Genomic DNA, 18,103 nt, shown 5'->3' on the forward strand with positions numbered 1-18,103 from the left:
TGTGACGAAACCGGATGTCAGACCAAGTGCCCGTGATCTGGTGGGTCCGCCGCGACCTCCGTCTCGGCGACAACGCAGCGCTTGCCGGTGCCATTGCGTCCGGCCGCCCGGTCGTGCCGCTTTTCATCCATGACGAAACGGTCGAGGCGCTGGGCGCGGCGGCGAAATGGCGGCTGGGCGAGGGCGTCGCATGCCTGGGGCAGGCGCTGTCGGCGCGCGGCTCGCGACTGATCCTGCGGCGCGGTCCCGCGCTTGACGTGCTGCGCGGGGTGATTGCCGGGACCGGTGCCGCCGCCGTGGTCTGGAGCCGCGCCTACGACCCGGCCTCAGTCGCCCGCGACAAGGCGGTCAAGGCGGCTCTGACCGAAGACGGTGTCGAGGCGCGGTCCTGCGCCGGGCATCTGCTGTTCGAGCCCTGGGCGGTCGAGACCGGGCAGGGCGGGTTCTACAAGGTCTACACGCCTTACTGGAAGGCGGTGCGCGACCGCGCGGTTCCGGAGCCCGCCCCCGCGCCGGGCATGATCCCCCGGCCCGACACCTGGCCCGCCTCCGACGAGATCGGGACCTGGCGGATGGGCGCGGCGCTCCGCCGGGGCGCGGCGGTGCTGGCGCGGTTCGCCCCGGTTGGAGAGGCCGCGGCGCAGGAGCGGCTGGACGAGTTCGCGGCCCGCAAGATCGCCGATTACGCCGAGCGGCGCGACTGGCCCGCAGCCGACGCCACCTCGGGGCTGTCGGCGCATCTGACCTGCGGCGAGATTTCGGCGCGTGCCTGCTGGCATGCCGGGCTCAATGCGATGGACGCGGGCAAGGCCGGGGCCGAGACCTTCCTCAAGGAGCTGGTCTGGCGCGAATTCGCCTGGCATCTGATGTGGCACAGCCCGCATATCGCCGAGCGGAACTGGCGCGAGGGCTGGGACGGTTTCGCCTGGTCGACGGAGGGCGACAGTCCCGAGGCCATAGCCTGGAAGCGGGGCCGGACCGGCATTCCCTTCGTCGATGCCGCGATGCGCGAGATGTATGTGACCGGCACCATGCACAATCGCGCGCGGATGATCGCGGCCTCCTGGCTGACCAAGAACCTGATGATCCATTGGCGGGTGGGCCTGGACTGGTTTGCCGAGCATCTGATCGACTGGGACCCGGCCTCGAATGCCATGGGCTGGCAATGGGTGGCGGGCTCGGGGCCCGATGCCGCGCCCTATTTCCGGATCTTCAACCCCATCACACAGGCAGAGAAATTCGACCCCGACGGCGCCTATCGCGATGCCTGGATCGCCGAGGGGCGCCAGAGCCCCGACCCCCGCGCGCTGGCCTATTTCGAGGCGGTGCCGCGCGCCTGGGGGCTTTTGCCGGGCGATGCCTATCCCGCCCCGGCCGTCACGCCCGAGGCCGGGCGCCGCCGCGCGCTGGCGGCCTATGAGGCGCGGGGGGCCTAGGCCGTTGCGGTGGGGCGCGCGATCTGCACAATCGCAGGACAGAACCAGAAAAATCCATAAGGGAACGAGGGAGCCAGGATGACCGTCCTGACGAGTACCAGGGGGCAGGCCGACCTGCCGCGCTATTTTGCACAGGTTTTCGACATCGCAGGCCGCATGGGCCACGGGCGGCTCGACTTCGTGCTGCCCGACGGGCGGCGCTTTCGCGCCGAGGCGCGCGCTCCGGGCCCGGTGGCCGAGCTGGACATCCACGACCCGGATGTCTTCGCCCGGCTGATCCGCGAGGGCGATCTGGGCTTTTGCGAAGCCTATGTAGAGGGCGGCTGGTCCACGCCCGATCTGATGGCCTTCATGGATCTCGTTCATGCGGATAACGACGAACTCTTCGACGGGTTCCCCGGCCTCGGGCTGATCCGCGCCTATGAGCGGTTGCGCTTCTGGCTGCAAAGAAACTCGAAGACCCAGGCGCGCAAGAACATCTCGCACCATTACGACCTCGGCAACGACTTCTACGGGCTCTGGCTCGACGAGACGATGACCTATTCCTCGGCGCTGTTCCGCACCGGGCAGGAAAGCCTCGAGGCCGCGCAGGAGCTGAAATACGCTGCCATGGTCGACCAGATGGGCGTGGCGCCGGGCGATCATGTGCTGGAGATCGGCTGCGGCTGGGGCGGTTTTGCCGAATATGCCGCCGGACAGCGGGGGCTGAAGGTCACCGGGCTGACCATCAGCCGCGAACAGCACGACTATGCGGTGGCGCGGATCGCCAAGGCCGGGCTTTCCGACCGCGTCGAGATCAAGCTGCAGGATTACCGCGACGAGACCGGGCGCTATGACGGCATCGCCTCGATCGAGATGTTCGAGGCGGTGGGCGAGAAATACTGGCCGACCTATTTCCGCCAGGTGACCGACTGCCTCAAGCCCGGCGGGCAGGCGACGCTGCAGGTCATCACCGTGCAGGAGCGCCGCTACGAGATTTACCGCAAGGGCGTCGATTTCATTCAGAAATACATCTTCCCGGGCGGCATGCTGCCCAGCCCCGGCGTGCTGCGCGCCCAGGCCAGCGCGGCCGGGCTGGAAATCCGGCGCTCGATGGAATTCGGCGACAGCTATGCGCTGACGCTCCGGCGCTGGCACGAGACCTTCAACGAGCGCTGGGACGATGTCGCGCGGCTTGGGTTCGACGCGCGGTTCCGGCGCATGTGGAACCTCTACCTCGCCTCTTGCGCGGCCACCTTCCAGAGCGGAAACTGCGACGTGACCCAACTGACCGTTGCACGGCCCACCTGACGAATGCCCGCCTGACCCATGCCCACCGCCGCCAAGCTTGTCGCATTCCTTCTGTACGGAGGGCTGGCCTGGTCCGCCTCCGTCGCGCTGGTGCCGAGCTTTCCCGAGGGCATGGATCTGGGCCATTTCTTTACCGTCAACGCCGCGGTGGGGGCGCTGGCTGGCTGGTTCGTCATGGGCCGGCTCGCGGGGCAGGGCTATGGGCTGGCGGTCACGGCGGGACTGCGCACGACCGTGGTGCTGGTCTTCTACGCGCTCTTGATCCATGCCGGGGCCCGGGCCTATGCCCGCACCGTCGAGATGCGCTTTGGCGATCCGGTCGCGGCGGTGCTGGGCTGGATCGGGCTGGCGGCCGACTACGGGCTGCAGCTTTTCACCTCGCCCGCGGCGATGGGCGTGCTGCTGGTCGGCGGCGTTCTGGCCGGGCTGGCGGTCGAAGCCGTCTCACATTTCTGGACCTGAAGGACGCGAACATGGAACGCATGTTCTTTTACGGCACGCTGTGCCATCTGCCGCTTTTGGCGCGGGTGCTGGACCGCCCCGCAGACAGGCTGACGACGCATCCCGCGCGGCTCGCGGATTATGCCGTGCGGCTGGCCGAGGGCGAAAGCTTTCCGCTGATCCTGCCCGAGCCCGGCAGGCAGGCCGAGGGGCTGCTGGTCGACGGGCTGACGGCGGAAGACCGCGCGCGGCTCGATTATTACGAGGGCGGTTATGGCTTCGATTGCGAGGAGGTCACGGTCGAGACCGCCGACGGGCCGATCAAGGCCGGGGTCTATGCCCATGACCGCGCGGGGCTCGTGCCCGGCGCGGCCTGGGATATCGAGGCCTGGCGCGCGCGCTGGGGCGATCTGGTGACCGAGGCCGCGCGCGAGGTGATGCTGGGCTATCCAGACCGCCCGCCCGAGGTTAATGCGCGGCGCTACCGGATGATCCTGGCCCGCGCCGCCTCGACGCTGCGCGCCCGCCAGCCGGGACCTGCCACCCTGCGCAAGCCGACCGGCCCGGGCGATATCGTCGAGACCGCCCGCGTCCAGCCCTATGCGAATTTCTTCGCGGTCGAGGAATACACCTTCCGGCACACCCGCTTCGACGGGCGGATGAGCGACGAGATGGTGCGCGCGGCCTTCCTGACGGGGGACGCCGCGACCGTGCTGCCCTATGACCCGGCCCGCGATGCGGTCTTGCTGATCGAACAGGTGCGCGCCGGGCCTTACGCGCGGGGCGACAGCCAGGTCTGGTCGGTCGAGGCCATCGCCGGTCTGATGGACCCGGGCGAAACCCCCGAAGAGACGGTGCGCCGCGAGGCGCTCGAAGAGGCGGGGTTGACGATCGGGGCGCTGCATCGCTGTTTTGGCTATTACACCTCGCCAGGCGCGAAGGCCGAATACATCTACTCGTTCGTGGGCGAGGCCGATCTTGGGGCCGAGGCGGGCGGTCTGGGCGGGGTGCCGGCCGAGGGCGAGGACATCCGCGCCCATGTGGTGCCTTTCGCGCGGGCGATGGATCTGGTCGATACCGGCGAGATCGGCAATGCCCCGCTCATCCTGTCGCTTCTCTGGCTTGCACGTCACCGTGAGGCCTTCCGGCCCCCGGCTTGAGTTCCCTCCGGGGCGCCGGTAGCAATGGCGAAACCGGCAGGCAGAGGGAGACGCACATGGCGGCGATACGGAGCGATCTGGCCGATCTGGTCGGCAATACGCCTCTGGTGCGCCTGAAAGGGCCATCGGAGGCAACCGGCTGCGAGATCCTCGGCAAGGCCGAGTTCCTCAATCCGGGTCAGTCGGTCAAGGACCGCGCCGCCTTGTGGATCATCCGCGATGCGGTGGCGCGCGGCGCTCTGGCGCCGGGCGGCACCATCGTCGAGGGCACGGCGGGCAATACCGGTATCGGGCTGGCGCTGGTCGGCGCCTCGATGGGGTTCCGCACGGTGATCGTGATCCCCGAGACGCAAAGCCGCGAGAAGAAGGACATGCTGCGCCTTGCGGGCGCCGAGCTGGTCGAGGTGCCCGCGAAACCCTATCGCGACCCCGATAACTACGTGCGCTATTCGGGCCGTCTGGCCGAGGCGCTGGCGAAGACCGAACCCAATGGCGCGATCTGGGCCAATCAGTTCGACAATACCGCCAACCGCCAGGCCCATGCCGAGGGCACCGGCCCCGAGATCTGGGACCAGACCGGCGGCCGGGTCGACGGCTTCATCTGCGCGGTCGGTTCGGGCGGCACGCTGGCGGGCACAGCGATGGCGCTGCAGCCCAGGGGCGTGAAGATCGGCCTGGCCGACCCCCATGGGGCGGCGCTTTACAGCTTTTACACCACGGGCGAGATGACCTCCGAGGGCTCTTCGATCACCGAGGGCATCGGGCAGGGCCGGATCACCGCCAATCTGGAAGGCTTCACGCCCGATTTCTGCTGCCGCATCGGCGACGACGAGGCGCTGGGCGTGGTATTCGACCTGCTGGCGCAGGAGGGGCTGTGCCTTGGCGGCTCGTCGGGGGTCAACGTCGCGGGCGCCATGCGGATGGCCCGCGAGATGGGCCCCGGCCACAGGATTGTCACCATGCTGTGCGATTCCGGCACGCGCTATCAGTCGCGGCTCTTCGATCCCGCCTTCCTGCGCGGGAAGGGCCTGCCCGTGCCGTCCTGGATGGACAGCCCCAAACGGTCGATGCCGGAGGTGTTCGCCGGATGAAGTTTCGTTTCCTTGTTGCGCTGCTGGCCGTGCTGGCCACAGCCGTTTTGCCGACCGCACTCCCCACACCGGCGCTGGCCCAGGCCCAGGCCCAGCAGGAGGGCCCCGATTACGCCGAGTGGAACAAGGTCGCCTCGCGCGCCGAGAAGGTCCTGGCCGAGGGCAAGGCCTCGACGGCCGCTTTCGACACGCTGCGCGGCGAACTGGTCGACTGGCGCACGCGGTTTCTCGATGCGCAGAACATCAACTCGGCCCGGGTCAAGACCCTGCGCGACCAGATCTCGGCGCTGGGCGATCCGCCCGCCGAGGGCGAGACCGAGCCGCAGGAAATCGCCAAGCGCCGCGCCGAGCTGACCAAGCAGCTGAACGAGGCGCAGGCCCCGAGCCTGAAGGCGGTCGAGGCCTACAGCCGGGCCGACGGCCTGATCCGCGAGATCGACCAGATCATCCGCGAACGGCAGGCCGATCAGCTGCTGCAACTGGGCCCGTCGCCGGTGAACCCGGTCAACTGGGCCGCCGGTCTGACCGCGATCCGCGGCACCCTTGTCGAGGTCGGCAACGAGCTGTCGTCGAACTGGGAAAATCCCAATGCGCGCGCGACCATGCAAAGCGCGCTGCCGGTGACGCTGCTGTTTCTGGCCCTGGCCGGCCTCCTGACGGTGCGGGGCCGCCGCTGGATGGAGATGCTGTCGGTGTTTCTGGCCCAGCGCGGCCGGGGCCGGGGGCGGACGCTCTTTTCCGGCATCGCGTCGCTCGGGCAGATCGTGGTGCCGACGCTGGGGGTCGTGCTGCTGGCGGGGGCGCTGAAATCCTCGGCGATGCTGGGGCTTCGCACCGAGCGGGTGGCGCAGATCCTGCCGATCCTCGGCTTCACGATCTTCACCGCGGGCTGGCTGGGCGGCCGCGTCTTCGCCCAGCTGGGCGTCAGCCGCGCCATCCTGACCCTGCCGCCCGAGCGGCGCGCCGAGGGCCGGTTCAATTCCTGGATCATCGGGCTGATCCTGGCGCTGGCGATGCTGGCCCAGGAAGTGACCAAGGTCGAGAACTATCCCGCCGAGGCGGTCGCGGTCCTGAGCTTTCCGATCCTGCTGCTGGCCGGGCTGATGCTGTCGCGGATGGGCCAGCTTCTGCTGGCGCATTCCCGGGCCGACGGCGCCGAAAGCCCCGAAGAGCGGCCCTATCGCAACCGCGTCGCCGCCTTCTTCGGCCGCGCGGCCATCGGGGCCGGGCTGATCGGACCGCTCCTGGGGGCGGTGGGCTATGCCGAGGCGGGCGATTTCTTCGTCTATCCCTCGATCCTGACGCTGGCGCTGGTGGGCTTCCTGCTGCTGCTGCAGCGCTTCGTGACCGATATCTATGCCATCCTGATGGGCCGCGATGTCGAGGACCCCGAGAATGGCGGCGATCTGATCCCGGTGCTGATCGGGATGATGCTCGTGCTGCTGTCCATGCCGGTGCTGGCCCTGATCTGGGGCGCGCGCATCGCCGACCTGACCGAGCTCTGGGCGCGCTTCACTGCCGGCTACAGCATCGGCGGCACTCGGATCTCGCCGACGAGCTTCCTGACCTTCGTCGTGGTCTTCGCCCTGGGCTACGCGCTGACCCGGCTGGTGCAGGGCATGCTGCGCTCGACCGTGCTGCCGAAGACAAAGATCGACCCGGGCGGGCAGACCGCGCTGATCTCGGGCGTGGGCTATGTCGGGATCTTCCTGGCCGGGGTGGTGTCGGTGACGACCGCGGGCATCGACCTCAGCTCGCTTGCGATCGTCGCCGGTGCGCTGTCTGTCGGTATCGGCTTCGGGCTTCAGACCATCGTTCAGAACTTCGTCTCGGGTATCATCCTGCTGATCGAGCGGCCTGTCAGCCAGGGCGACTGGATCGAGGTTGGCGGCGTGATGGGGATCGTCAAGGACATCTCGGTCCGCTCGACCCGGATCCAGACCTTCGACCGCACCGACGTGATCGTGCCCAATGCCGATCTGATCGCCGGGCAGGTGACGAACTGGACCCGGCAGAACCTGACCGGGCGGGTGATCCTCAAGGTCGGCGTCGCCTATGGCAGCGACACCCGCAAGGTCGAGAAGATCCTCATGGAAATCGGCGAAAGCCATCCGCTGGTGATGGTGAACCCGGCGCCGCTGGTGGTGTTCCAGGGCTTCGGCGCCGATGCGCTGGAATTCGAGCTTCGGGTCATACTGCGCGACATCAACTACGGGCTTTCTGTGCGAACCGAACTGAACCATGAGATTGCCCGCCGCTTTGCGGAGGAAGGCATCGAGATCCCCTTCGCCCAGCGCGACATCTGGCTGAGAAACCCCGAAACCCTGCGCGAACGGCCCGCGCCGCAGTCGCCGGGCCCGTTCCTGCCGCGCCAGAGCGCCGAACCCCAGCCCGAGCCGCTCGCCGATCTCGGCGGCGACGCCGACGCCGATGGAGGAGATGGACCCCGATGACCGACCCGCTTTACCGCAAGGACCCCTATCTCAGAGAGGCGCCCGCGACGGTCGTGGCCCATGCCGAGGGCGGCGTGGAGCTGTCGGCGCCGCTGTTCTATCCGCGCGGCGGCGGCCAGCCCGGCGATACCGGGCGGCTGGTCTGGGCGGGCGGCGAGACGATCGTGGCCGACACCGTCAAGGGCGAGGCAGGAGCGGCGCTGTTGCTGGCCCCCGAGGGCGCGACCCTGCCGCCGGTCGGCACCGAGGTCGTCCAGCACCTCGACTGGGACCGCCGCCACGGGCATATGCGCGTCCACACCGCGCTGCATCTGCTGTCGGTGGTCATTCCGCTGCCGGTCTCGGGCGGCGCCATCGGCGCCGACAAGGGGCGGCTCGATTTCGACATGCCCGAGGCGCCCGAGGACAGGGAGGCGCTCGAGGCGGCGTTGAACGCGCTGATCGCCCGCGACCTGCCGGTCGGCGAGGAGTGGATCACGGAGGCCGAGCTCGACGCTGATCCGGGGCTCGTGAAGACGATGTCGGTAGCCCCGCCGCGCGGCACGGGTCGTGTCCGCCTTGTCCGCATCGGCACGGCCGAGGACCGGGTCGACCTGCAGCCCTGCGGCGGCACCCATGTCGCCCGCACCGGCGAGATCGGCCCGGTCCGCCTTGGCAAGATCGAGAAGAAGGGCCGTCAGAACCGGCGGGTGACGGTACTTCTGGACGCCTAGCGTCCTGCCCGGCAGGATCCCGCCCGGTCCCGTGCCGGAGGGTCGCGGGGCAGGGGGGGCGAGAGCAGCCAAACTCCTCTTGCATCGCGCCCCCGGCCGAGGGTAGACAGCCTGTCACGGAGAGGTGGCCGAGTGGTCGAAGGCGCACGCCTGGAAAGTGTGTAGGCGGGAAACCGTCTCCAGGGTTCGAATCCCTGTCTCTCCGCCATATGCTCTTGAAATCACTGAATATTTTCCCGCTCAGGGAAATCTATTGCCGATCTAGTGACAGTTTTCGCGCGGTAGATTTGGGGTGCCCACAAGGGTTTCGTGCTTGGATGTTCACTGGTACGTGAAGCCTGCGTCTTTTCACCCCCACAAGGAAGGTTCTTACCTGTTAGGCTCCAGACCCATTGATTTCAGGCTTTTGGCGTGATTCAGGCTCCGCAAGGAGACCTGATCGATGAGCAATCTTTACTGGCTGACTGATGCGCAGATGGAGCGTCTCAAACCGTTTTTTCCCAAGAGGCATGGCAAGCCCCGCGTCGACGATCGTCGCGTTCTCAGCGGCATAATCTTCATCAATCGCAATGGGTTACGGTGGTGCGACGCACCAAAGGAATACGGCCGGGCAAAGACCCTTTACAACCGTTGGAAGCGCTGGAGCGACAATGGGGTCTTCGCCAGGATCATGGTGGGCCTAGCCGCCGAGAGTGCAGAGCAAAAGACGATCATGATCGACGCGACATATCTCAAGGCGCACCGCACGGCATCAAGCCTTGGGGTAAAAAGGGGGGCGCGGACGCCAGAGCGGGCGCACCAAAGGTGGCATGAACACCAAGTTGCACGCCGTTGCCGATGCGAAAGGGCTGCCGATCAGGTTCTTCATGTCGGCCGGTCAGGTGAGCGATTACACCGGCGCGGCGGCGCTGCTGGGCGACCTTCCGAAAGCAGGCTGGCTGCTCGCCGATCGAGGTTATGACGCCGATTGGTTCAGAGAAGCGTTGAACGACAAGGGGATAAAGGTTTGCATCCCCGGCCGGAAGTCCCGCAAGAAGGCCGTGAAATACGACAAGCGGCGCTACAAGCGCCGCAACCGCATCGAGATCATGTTCGGCCGCCTGAAGGATTGGCGGCGCGTCGCAACTCGATATGACCGGTGCCCGGAGACCTTCTTCTCTGCGATCATGCTCGCCGCGACCGTCTTGTTCTGGCTGTGAAACTCAATGAGTCTGGACCCTAGAACGGCCCGGTCGGCGTCATCAAGGCCAGCAGCGGCGCAAGCGTCGCGTATACCCGCTGGATTTGGCATTCGAGAAACCGCAGTTGCCGAGCTTATCGCCGCAGTGAATCAATGTCCGGCCCGCAATCCTGTCGACCTCTATGTCGCGCCCGCCTGCACTCTCCGAACCTCACCAAGGACAGATCGTAAGCTGCGCTGGTGATGCAATGCCTGACTTGTTGCGGTCGTTGTTTCGAATGGCCTCGACAGCCTTGTGTGACGCCTCGGTAGCGCCCGGCGTGACACGATTGCCGACCCAGAGGCCGAGTATGAATGGTTCCGTGCCCCAGATCTTGTCGTCTGCACGACGGCTGACCTCCATCGCGCAGAGCAGCGTCGTGGCCCGCGGGAATTGTTGTAGCGTCAGAAGGCGCAGTGTGTAGCGCATGATGACAGCGAGACCGCGTGAAGCGTCGAGGCCGCCTAGATCATTTTTCAAGCGGCGCATGGCCATGGCGAAGGCCGCCACACCGAGATAGGCTTCGGTCTTCCTGCTACCCGTCGGGAACCAGAGGAGGTCCGCGAACGCCTCGACCGGCTTCGTCCGGTCCGGATGAGCCGTAGCCTTTGGTGAACATTTCACCGCGGATGACGTCGATCTCGCAGCCCGGCAGGCAGGCGTGCAGGCGGTCGTTGAAGGCGGAATCGTGGAACTGGCTGGGCAGCGCTTCGAAGAGGTCGCTGTTCTTGCGCATGAACGGAACAGTGTGGTCGGTGTTGCCGACGAAAGAAACGCTGGCCTCCGCGCCCATTGGGTTGACCCTGCTGGAACCTGCGCCATGCCCGCGGCCTGATCACGGCGTGGAGAGACGACTACAACCGTCACCGCCCCCAACACGATCCTCGACGGGCTCACCCCGTGGAGTGATACCAAAGGTCGAAGGAGGACCAAACCCTGAACAGAGTTCACCCATAAACGCGGACTCCGAGGGGAGCAGGTCACTGGCAATCTCAAGGACGACTGGATTCGGGAGAGCCCGGCGATCGGGGCGTGGACGAAGGAACGGCGATGCGTTTGGGTGTTCGCGTGCGCGGAGAAATCGTCGTATGGATCGCAGCTTGACTGGGGGACTGTCCTGAAAAGGGGGGCAGTGTCCCGCCTGCGCGGGGCGAAGGTCGCAGCCCGGCGCCTCAACAGGAACTGACGGCCGTTTGGCCGTCAGCGCACAGGTCGGATGAATAGGTGCGGCTCAATAGCCGCGGTGGCCACGGTCGGCGAAGCCGCCAACCTGTCTCACGCAATCAAGGCCGTTGTCGTCTTGTGACGGTCCCCCAATTCCCCCCTGAAAATGTCTTGTGAAATATCTGTCAAAAATCGTCCTCAATATGGACTTATCATAGCCCAAACTTGATCCAGCGCAAAGCGGAACCGGGTTGCCGGAACAAAAACTTTTGTTTCAGAAAATGACATCGCCCCGGGTTTTGGCCCGGGGCGATTTGTTTTCAACGGCTTGGCGGATCACCCGGCCTTGGCGAGGTTGCGCAGAACGTAGTGCAGCACGCCGCCATGCTCGACATATTCCTTCTCGATGGCGGTATCGATCCGGCATTTGAGCGTCACGGTCTTTTCGGTCCCATCGGCATAGACGATGGTGCAGGGCACCTGGGCCTGCGGTTTCAGATCGCCCGCGAGACCCTTGATCGAGAAGCGTTCCTCGCCGGTCAGACCCAGCGTCTTGCGGGTGTCGCCGTCGGTGAACTCGAAGGGAATCACCCCCATTCCCACCAGATTCGAGCGGTGGATGCGTTCGAAGCTTTCGGCGATCACCGCTTTGACCCCCAGAAGCGCCGTGCCCTTGGCCGCCCAGTCGCGCGAGGACCCGGCACCATATTCGATGCCGCCGATCACCACCAGAGGCACGCCCTTCTCCTGCCAGGCCATCGCCGCCTCGAAGATCGAGGTCTCGTTACCGTCCGGACCCTTGGTATAGCCGCCCTCGACGCCCGAGAGCATCTCGTTGCGGATCCGGATATTGGCGAAGGTACCGCGCATCATGACTTCGTGGTTGCCGCGACGCGAACCGTAGGAGTTGAATTCGCGCACCGGCACCTGACGCTCGATCAGGTACTTGCCGGCAGGCGTCGTGTCCTTGAACGACCCGGCAGGGCTGATGTGGTCGGTCGTGACCATGTCGCCCAGGATCGCCAGCGGACGGGCATTCTCGATATCGGTGATCTCGCCGGGTTCGGTGCCCATGCCCTGGAAGTAGGGCGGGTTCTGGACATAGGTCGAGCTCGCCGGCCAGTCATAGGTCTCGCTGTCGGTGGTCTCGACCGCCTGCCATTTCTCGTCTCCCTTGAAGACGTCGGCATATTTCGACTGGAAAGCGTCGCGGGTCACGGTCTTCTCGACCAGTTCGGCGATTTCGGCCTGGTTCGGCCAGATGTCCTTGAGGAAGACGTCCTTGCCGTCCTTGTCCTGGGCGATGGGATCGCGGGTCAGGTCGATATTCATGTCGCCCGCGATGGCATAGGCCACCACGAGCGGCGGCGAGGCCAGGTAGTTGGCGCGCACATCGGGGCTGATCCGGCCCTCGAAGTTGCGGTTGCCCGACAGCACCGAGGTCGCGATCAGGTCATTGTCGTTGATCGCCTTCGAGATCTCCTCGGCCAGCGGCCCCGAATTGCCGATGCAGGTGGTGCAGCCATAGCCCACGAGGTTGAAGCCGATCGCGTCCAGGTCTTCCTGCAGCCCGGCCGCCTCGAGATATTCGCTGACGACCTGCGAGCCGGGGGCGAGCGAGGTCTTGACCCAGGGCTTGCGGGTCAGGCCCAGTTCGCGCGCCTTGCGCGCCACGAGCCCGGCGCCGATCATCACATAGGGGTTCGAGGTGTTGGTGCAGGAGGTGATCGAGGCGATCACCACCGAGCCGTCGCGCAGCTCGTACTCCTGCCCCTCGACCTTTGCGCTCTTGCGCGGATCGGCATCGAGATCGGGCGCGGGGGCCTCGGCCAGCATGTCGCGCGCTTCCTCGCTTTCGTCGATGCCGCGATAATCCGACACCACGTTGAAGAAGGACTGCGCGGCATTGGTCAGCGGGGTGTGATCCTGCGGCCGTTTCGGGCCCGAGATCGCGGGCACGACCGTGCCCATGTCGAGATGCAGCGTGTCGGTATAGACCGGGTCGTAATCGGCATCGCGCCACATGCCATTGGCCTTGGCATAGGCCTCGACCAGCGCGATACGGTCCTTGTCGCGGCCGGTCTGGGTCAGATAGCGCAGGGTTTCCTCATCGACCGGGAAGAAGCCGCAGGTGGCGCCGTATTCGGGCGCCATGTTGGCGATTGTCGAGCGGTCGGCCAGCGGCAGATGATCGAGCCCCTCGCCGTAGAATTCGACGAACTTGCCGACGACGCCCTTCTGGCGCAGCATCTGCACGACCTTCAGCACCAGATCGGTGGCAGTCGTGCCCTCGACCATGCTGCCGGTCAGCTTGAAGCCCACGACCTCGGGGATCAGCATCGAGACCGGCTGGCCCAGCATCGCGGCCTCGGCCTCGATCCCGCCGACGCCCCAGCCCAGAACGCCCAGCCCGTTGACCATGGTGGTGTGGCTGTCGGTGCCAACGAGCGTATCGGGATAGGCCACTTCGGCGCCGTCCTGATCGGTATCGGTCCAGACCGTCTGGGCCAGGTATTCCAGGTTCACCTGGTGGCAGATGCCGGTGCCGGGCGGCACCACGCGGAAGTTGTTGAACGCCTTCTGGCCCCATTTGAGGAAGGTGTAGCGTTCGATGTTGCGTTCGTATTCGCGGTCGACATTCATCTGGAACGCGCGCGGGTTGCCGAACTCGTCGATCATCACCGAGTGGTCGATGACCAGATCGACCGGGTTCAGCGGGTTGATCTTCTGCGCATCGCCGCCAAGGCCCAGAATGCCGTCGCGCATCGCGGCCAGGTCGACCACGGCCGGAACGCCGGTGAAGTCCTGCATCAACACTCGGGCCGGGCGATAGGCGATCTCGCGGGCGGCCTTGCCGCCATTCGCGGCCCAGTCCGAAAAGGCCTTGATGTCGTCGACGGTGACGGTCTTGCCGTCCTCGAAGCGCAGCAGGTTCTCAAGCACCACCTTCAGCGCGGCGGGAAGACGCCCGAAATCACCGAGCCCGGCCGCCTCGGCCGCGGGGATCGAGTAATAGGCATAGCTGGCGCGTCCGACGCTCAGCGTCTTGCGGGTCTTGGCTGTGTCCTGTCCAACGGTGATCGGCATGAAAGATCGTTCTCCATCAGGGTGTCGCGCGGTTCACGAAATTACCTGCACGCTCTTGCCCGATCCCCCGGGGGCGATCAAGAGGGTGCGGCAAGATTTGTATACCGTTGTGCACAGAAATGTCCAGCCAAACTCCGGTCCTGCGCGGCCGATCCGCACGGCCCCCTCCCGAATCCTTGATTGGCAGGTGTCCGGGCGCTTGGGTACGAAGATCGGGCGAAGGGGAAATCAAGGCGAGTCTGATGCGCGCAGTCCTTACGGTCCTGTTGGCGGGGTGTGTTTCCTTTGCCGGTCCCGCCCGGTCGGATCCGAGCCCGGTGGTGGTCGAGCTCTTTACCTCGCAAGGCTGTTCATCCTGCCCGCCCGCCGATGCGCTGATGGCCGAACTGGCCAAGCGCGACGACGTGATCGCTCTGGCGCTGCATGTGGACTACTGGGACTATATCGGCTGGAAGGATGTCTTCGCCGATCCGGCCTTCACCCGGCGCCAGAAGGCCTATGCCCATGCCGCGGGCAAGCGGTCGATCTACACGCCGCAGATGGTGGTCGAGGGCGAGGATCACGTGGTCGGCTACCGGCCGATGGACCTGGCCCATCTGATCGAGGCGCATGCCGTGACCGAAAGCCCGGTCTCGCTCAGCCTGGCCCGGCAGGGCGACACGGTGACGGTGTCGGCGGTCTCGACCGAAGCTTTCGGCGAAGATGCGGTGCTGCAGATCGTGCGCTACCGGCCCGAGCAGATGGTCGATATCGAGCGCGGCGAGAATGCGGGCAAGTCGCTGCGCTATACCAATATCGTCGACGCCTGGACGCCGGTGGCGCGCTGGAACGGCGCCGACCCGCTGTCGATGAGCATCGAGGCCGCCGGAGACGAACCGGTCGTGGCCATCCTGCAGCGCCCCGGACCGGGCGAGATCCTGGCGGCAGCGCGCCTGCGCTGAGGCTCTCCGGCAGACGCTCCCCCGGGGCGGGCGCGGTCAGCGGACCTTCCAGCGGCGATGAATCCAGAACCATTGCTCGGGGTGGCGGCGGACGCGCGCCTCGAGGCTGTCGTTCAGCGCCTGCATCATCTCGCGCGGGGTCGAGGGCGGCACCGGGGCCTCGATCTCGATATCGAAGCTCAGCCCGTCGGGGCGGCGCGTGGCGTAGAAGGGGATCAGATCGGCGCCGTAGCGCAGCGCAAGTTCGGCGGCGGACAGGGCCGTCAGTGCAGGCTGGCCCATGAAGTGCAGCTCGGCTCCCCGGCGGGCATGCTGGTCGGTCAGCAGCACAAGCATTCCGCCGCTGCGCAGATGCCGCACGAACCCCGCAGTGCCGCGCCGTCCCTGCGGAAAGACCGGGCCGCCGAAGGCCTCCATCGTGCGGACGTAATGGGCGTTGAAGAACGGGTTCGCCATCGGCCGGTAGAGCCCGCCGATCTCGTAGCCGCGCGCGACCAGCGCCGCCCGGGCCGCTTCGTAATTGCCGAAATGGCCGGTGACCAGAATCGCGGGGCGTCCGGCCGCGCGGGCTGCCTCGAGCGCCGCGAGTCCCGGCCCCTGCGGCTCGGCCTCCGCCATGCGCGCGAGGAAGGCGCGGGTCGAGTAGTTCTCGATCAGGGTGCGTCCGGCATTGTCGGCCACGGCATCGGCGATGCGACGCCGCTCGTCGGCAGGCATCTGGGGATAGACCAGCGTCAGATTGGCCTCGGCCCGGGCGCGATAGCCCGCAACGGGCGCGATCAGCCGCCGCGTGACCCACCCGCCGAAGGGCACGCGGCGCTCATAGGGCAGGGCCAGCGCCGTGCCGATCAGCAGCCGCGCGACGCGGTCCGTCAGCCAGTCGCCAAGCCGCCGTGCGCGCCTGTCCCGCTTGCCCATCGGACCGGTTTCCTTTCGTGCCTTTGCCCGCTTACCGGGGCCGCGATGCCTGATGCGGCCCCGATGCCGCCGCCCGTCAGGGTCAGCCCGCCGCGCTGGCAGACATAGTCGCCCCGCGCCCCTGCCACAAGCACCGGCCCTTCCGGCAAGCACCGGCTCTTTCGGCCAGGTTGTGCGCGAGGCGGGACGGTTCGGGGTCTTCGGCGGCCGCCGGTCCTGGAACGTTGCTGCGTCGCCCGAAGGGGCCGCCCGTGCGGATCGTCGAGCCGGATGTGGGACCGGCGAGGCAGGCTGCGCCGCCCGCGGTCCGCGGCTTGGCCGCACTGGACGGCGCTGTTGGTCGGAGTGGCAGGGCGGACCCGAGAGACGATCTCGTTCATTGCCGGGTCTCCCGGGGTCAAGCCATCCGGGGAGGTTCGGTTGGATCGGTCGCGGGGGCGCGGCGTCTAGGCCGTGCCCAGAGGGCAGACCCGTCGGGTCAATTTCATCGGCCATCCCCGCGTGGGCATTCCGTTCGGGCCAGATCCTGCAGATCGGTTGCCGGGGTGCAACGTCCTGGGCCGCGCTCATTGACCCGACGAGCTGACGGGCCGATCTTGGCGGCCAGCCCCCGCCGGAAGGAGATCTGGCCGAGGTCCTGTGAAACCGTCCCCGTGGCGCGGCCTCGAAAGGCGGGCTCAGCGATCGGACCTATCGGACCATTCACATCCCAGCCTCCCGGGCGTCCCATAGGGCCGGTTGCGGCCGTTCAGCCCTTCTGGCGCGCTCTCGCAGGCCAGGCCGAAAGATCGGAGCGTGTTTGGGTGTTTGGACCAATCATCCGCGCATATGACCGTGCCGGTCCCTGAAAACCGCCCTCGGTCGCGATGCCGTCTGGCCGGGCCTGGCAGGCTGCTGAAAAACTCCGACCATCGCCTTTTCGATGCTAAGGGGCGTCATTTTTCGAGCTCTCTCGTTGAGCTGATGAAAATCCAGCGCGTTAGAGCCTGACGAGCGAGCCGACAGGGGCGCGGCTGAGACCTTTTTCAGCGGCCTGCTAGGGGGGCAGGGGCCGCCGGGCGCCAGCGCCGGTCTGGCCCCTCCCATCGGTTCGGCCTTGTCCGCCGGGTATCAGGCGGCCTTGCTGGACTTCCTGAGCTTGATTTCGCCCGCGGCCTCCATGCCGCGGATCGCGGCGATGACGTCGGCCATGGCGGCCTCGGTCTCGTCTGCGGCGGGGGTGCCGCGATCGTTGATTTCGTCGCGAATCTGGCCGGCCATCCGTTGGGACATGTTGTTGAGGATGAACTCGACCGCCGGTCCGGTCTTGCCGTCGGCACCCGCCATCGCGGTGATGAGCTTGGCCTGTTCGATCGCCCGGGTCAGCGCCGGCACGTCGCGTTCGTCCAGACGGTCGGGAATGTCGGCGAAGGTGAAGACCGCCTGACGGACCCTTTCGGCCAGTTCCGCATCGGTTTCGCGCAGGCCTTCCAGCACGTCGTCGCGCGTGGCGGCGGGCGCCACGTCGAGGATTGCGCCCATCCGGGTTTCCGGCGCGAGATCGAAGGCCGGTTCGGGGGCGGAATTGATCCGGTCGGCGAGGGCGCGGCCGATTCGCACCACCGCGGCAGGGGGCACCTCGGCGGTGCGCGAAATCGCGAAGGCGATGCGCCGGGCCTCGGGCCCGGGCATCTTGCCAAGGATCGCCGCGGCGATCTGGCTGGGCAGCTTCGACAGGGCCACCGCCGCGACCTCGGGGCTTTCGGCCAGCAGGATCTCGGTCAGCCGGGTCGGGTCGAGCCCGGCCAGCGTCGCCCAGGGGTCGCCGCCCCGTTCGGTGCCGAAGCGGGCGCGGATCGCGGCCGCGGCCTCGGGGCTGAGATGATCGCCGAGCAGACGCATCGCCTCGTCGATTCCGCCGGGGAAGGCGAGGCCGAACTGTTCCAGCTCGATCAGGAATTCCTCGATCACGACCTGGAGCGTGTTGCCGTCGATATAGCGCATTTTCGCGATCTCGTCGGCGAGATCGGTCTGCACCGTCGCGGGCAGCGAATGCAGGGGAAGGTCGATCCCTTCGTTCAGCACGAGGCGAACGATGATCGCGGCCTTCTGGCGCGATGTCAGGCCGGGAGAGGCGATAGGGGCTCCGAAACTCTGCACGTGGGTCTCCGTCTTCTTGGGGAAGAGGGTTAATCCCCGGGTGTTAAGCC

Annotated in this window: 14 protein-coding genes, 1 tRNA gene and 1 pseudogene; 11 read left to right on the forward strand and 5 right to left on the reverse strand. The window is 66.9% G+C overall.

All coding sequences use genetic code 11. The features are described from left to right. The first annotated feature begins 14 nt into the window (after positions 1–14). The 9 genes from C8N38_RS06390 to C8N38_RS06430 all read left to right on the forward strand — a co-directional run bounded on the left by C8N38_RS06390 (position 15) and on the right by C8N38_RS06430 (position 9,783). On the forward strand, positions 15–1,436 hold the full coding sequence (locus C8N38_RS06390) for a cryptochrome/photolyase family protein (protein ID WP_108025022.1): 1,422 nt from the start codon (positions 15–17) through the stop codon (positions 1,434–1,436). Positions 1,437–1,514: 78 nt separating this feature from the next. Beyond that, on the forward strand, positions 1,515–2,726 hold the full coding sequence (locus C8N38_RS06395; RefSeq protein ID WP_108025024.1) for an SAM-dependent methyltransferase: 1,212 nt from the start codon (positions 1,515–1,517) through the stop codon (positions 2,724–2,726). Positions 2,727–2,744: 18 nt separating this feature from the next. Next, positions 2,745–3,188 (forward strand): TrgA family protein, encoded by a 444-nt coding sequence (locus C8N38_RS06400; RefSeq protein ID WP_108025026.1) that lies wholly within the window; start codon positions 2,745–2,747, stop codon positions 3,186–3,188. Between the two features lie 11 nt (positions 3,189–3,199). Beyond that, positions 3,200–4,327 carry an NUDIX domain-containing protein gene (locus C8N38_RS06405; protein ID WP_108025027.1) on the forward strand — a complete coding sequence of 376 codons (1,128 nt, stop codon included), beginning with the start codon at positions 3,200–3,202 and terminating at the stop codon, positions 4,325–4,327. A gap of 56 nt (positions 4,328–4,383) precedes the next feature. Continuing rightward, positions 4,384–5,418, forward strand: coding sequence for a cysteine synthase A (locus C8N38_RS06410; protein WP_108025029.1), 1,035 nt, complete (start codon positions 4,384–4,386; stop codon positions 5,416–5,418). Next, the gene (locus C8N38_RS06415; RefSeq protein ID WP_108025031.1) at positions 5,415–7,871 is read left to right on the forward strand and encodes a DUF3772 domain-containing protein; all 2,457 of its coding nucleotides are present in this window, start codon (positions 5,415–5,417) and stop codon (positions 7,869–7,871) included. Before C8N38_RS06410 ends, C8N38_RS06415 begins: the two co-directional genes overlap by 4 nt. Continuing rightward, positions 7,868–8,584 (forward strand): alanyl-tRNA editing protein, encoded by a 717-nt coding sequence (locus tag C8N38_RS06420; protein ID WP_108025033.1) that lies wholly within the window; start codon positions 7,868–7,870, stop codon positions 8,582–8,584. The genes C8N38_RS06415 and C8N38_RS06420 overlap by 4 nt, the downstream gene beginning before the upstream one ends. A gap of 118 nt (positions 8,585–8,702) precedes the next feature. Further along, positions 8,703–8,792: transfer RNA gene (locus tag C8N38_RS06425), tRNA-Ser, on the forward strand. Between the two features lie 234 nt (positions 8,793–9,026). After that, a protein-coding gene (locus C8N38_RS06430; RefSeq protein WP_108025035.1) for an IS5 family transposase occupies positions 9,027–9,783 on the forward strand; the annotation gives its coding sequence in 2 pieces (ribosomal slippage) (positions 9,027–9,352 and positions 9,351–9,783; 759 coding nt in all). Positions 9,784–9,975: 192 nt separating this feature from the next. On the opposite strand, the gene C8N38_RS21615 is transcribed toward C8N38_RS06430, so the two are convergent. Continuing rightward, positions 9,976–10,299 (reverse strand): hypothetical protein, encoded by a 324-nt coding sequence (locus C8N38_RS21615; RefSeq protein ID WP_215731093.1) that lies wholly within the window; start codon positions 10,297–10,299, stop codon positions 9,976–9,978. Between the two features lie 40 nt (positions 10,300–10,339). Beyond that, positions 10,340–10,597: a BREX system Lon protease-like protein BrxL gene (locus tag C8N38_RS06440; RefSeq protein ID WP_245895538.1), complete on the reverse strand. Its 258-nt coding sequence runs from the start codon at positions 10,595–10,597 to the stop codon at positions 10,340–10,342. A gap of 17 nt (positions 10,598–10,614) precedes the next feature. Between C8N38_RS06440 and C8N38_RS22275 the strand changes: the two are divergent. After that, positions 10,615–10,761: pseudogene (locus tag C8N38_RS22275) on the forward strand (integrase core domain-containing protein); the annotation flags it as partial. Between the two features lie 543 nt (positions 10,762–11,304). Here the strand turns inward: C8N38_RS22275 and acnA are convergent. Then, positions 11,305–14,055: an aconitate hydratase AcnA gene (gene acnA, locus C8N38_RS06445; RefSeq protein WP_108025037.1), complete on the reverse strand. Its 2,751-nt coding sequence runs from the start codon at positions 14,053–14,055 to the stop codon at positions 11,305–11,307. Positions 14,056–14,297: 242 nt separating this feature from the next. Here acnA and C8N38_RS06450 point away from each other — a divergent pair, with 242 nt between their 5' ends. Then, the gene (locus C8N38_RS06450; RefSeq protein WP_108025039.1) at positions 14,298–14,996 is read left to right on the forward strand and encodes a DUF1223 domain-containing protein; all 699 of its coding nucleotides are present in this window, start codon (positions 14,298–14,300) and stop codon (positions 14,994–14,996) included. 36 nt (positions 14,997–15,032) lie between these two features. Here C8N38_RS06450 and C8N38_RS06455 read toward each other — a convergent pair whose 3' ends face one another. Together C8N38_RS06455 and C8N38_RS06460 are read right to left on the reverse strand one after the other, a co-directional pair. After that, on the reverse strand, positions 15,033–15,914 hold the full coding sequence (locus tag C8N38_RS06455) for a lysophospholipid acyltransferase family protein (RefSeq protein ID WP_108025041.1): 882 nt from the start codon (positions 15,912–15,914) through the stop codon (positions 15,033–15,035). 1,110 nt (positions 15,915–17,024) lie between these two features. Beyond that, positions 17,025–18,053 carry a flagellar motor switch protein FliG gene (locus C8N38_RS06460; RefSeq protein WP_108025042.1) on the reverse strand — a complete coding sequence of 343 codons (1,029 nt, stop codon included), beginning with the start codon at positions 18,051–18,053 and terminating at the stop codon, positions 17,025–17,027. Positions 18,054–18,103 lie beyond the last annotated feature (50 nt).

It is taken from the genome of Rhodovulum kholense, assembly GCF_003053725.1.
Lineage (GTDB): Bacteria > Pseudomonadota > Alphaproteobacteria > Rhodobacterales > Rhodobacteraceae > Rhodovulum > Rhodovulum kholense.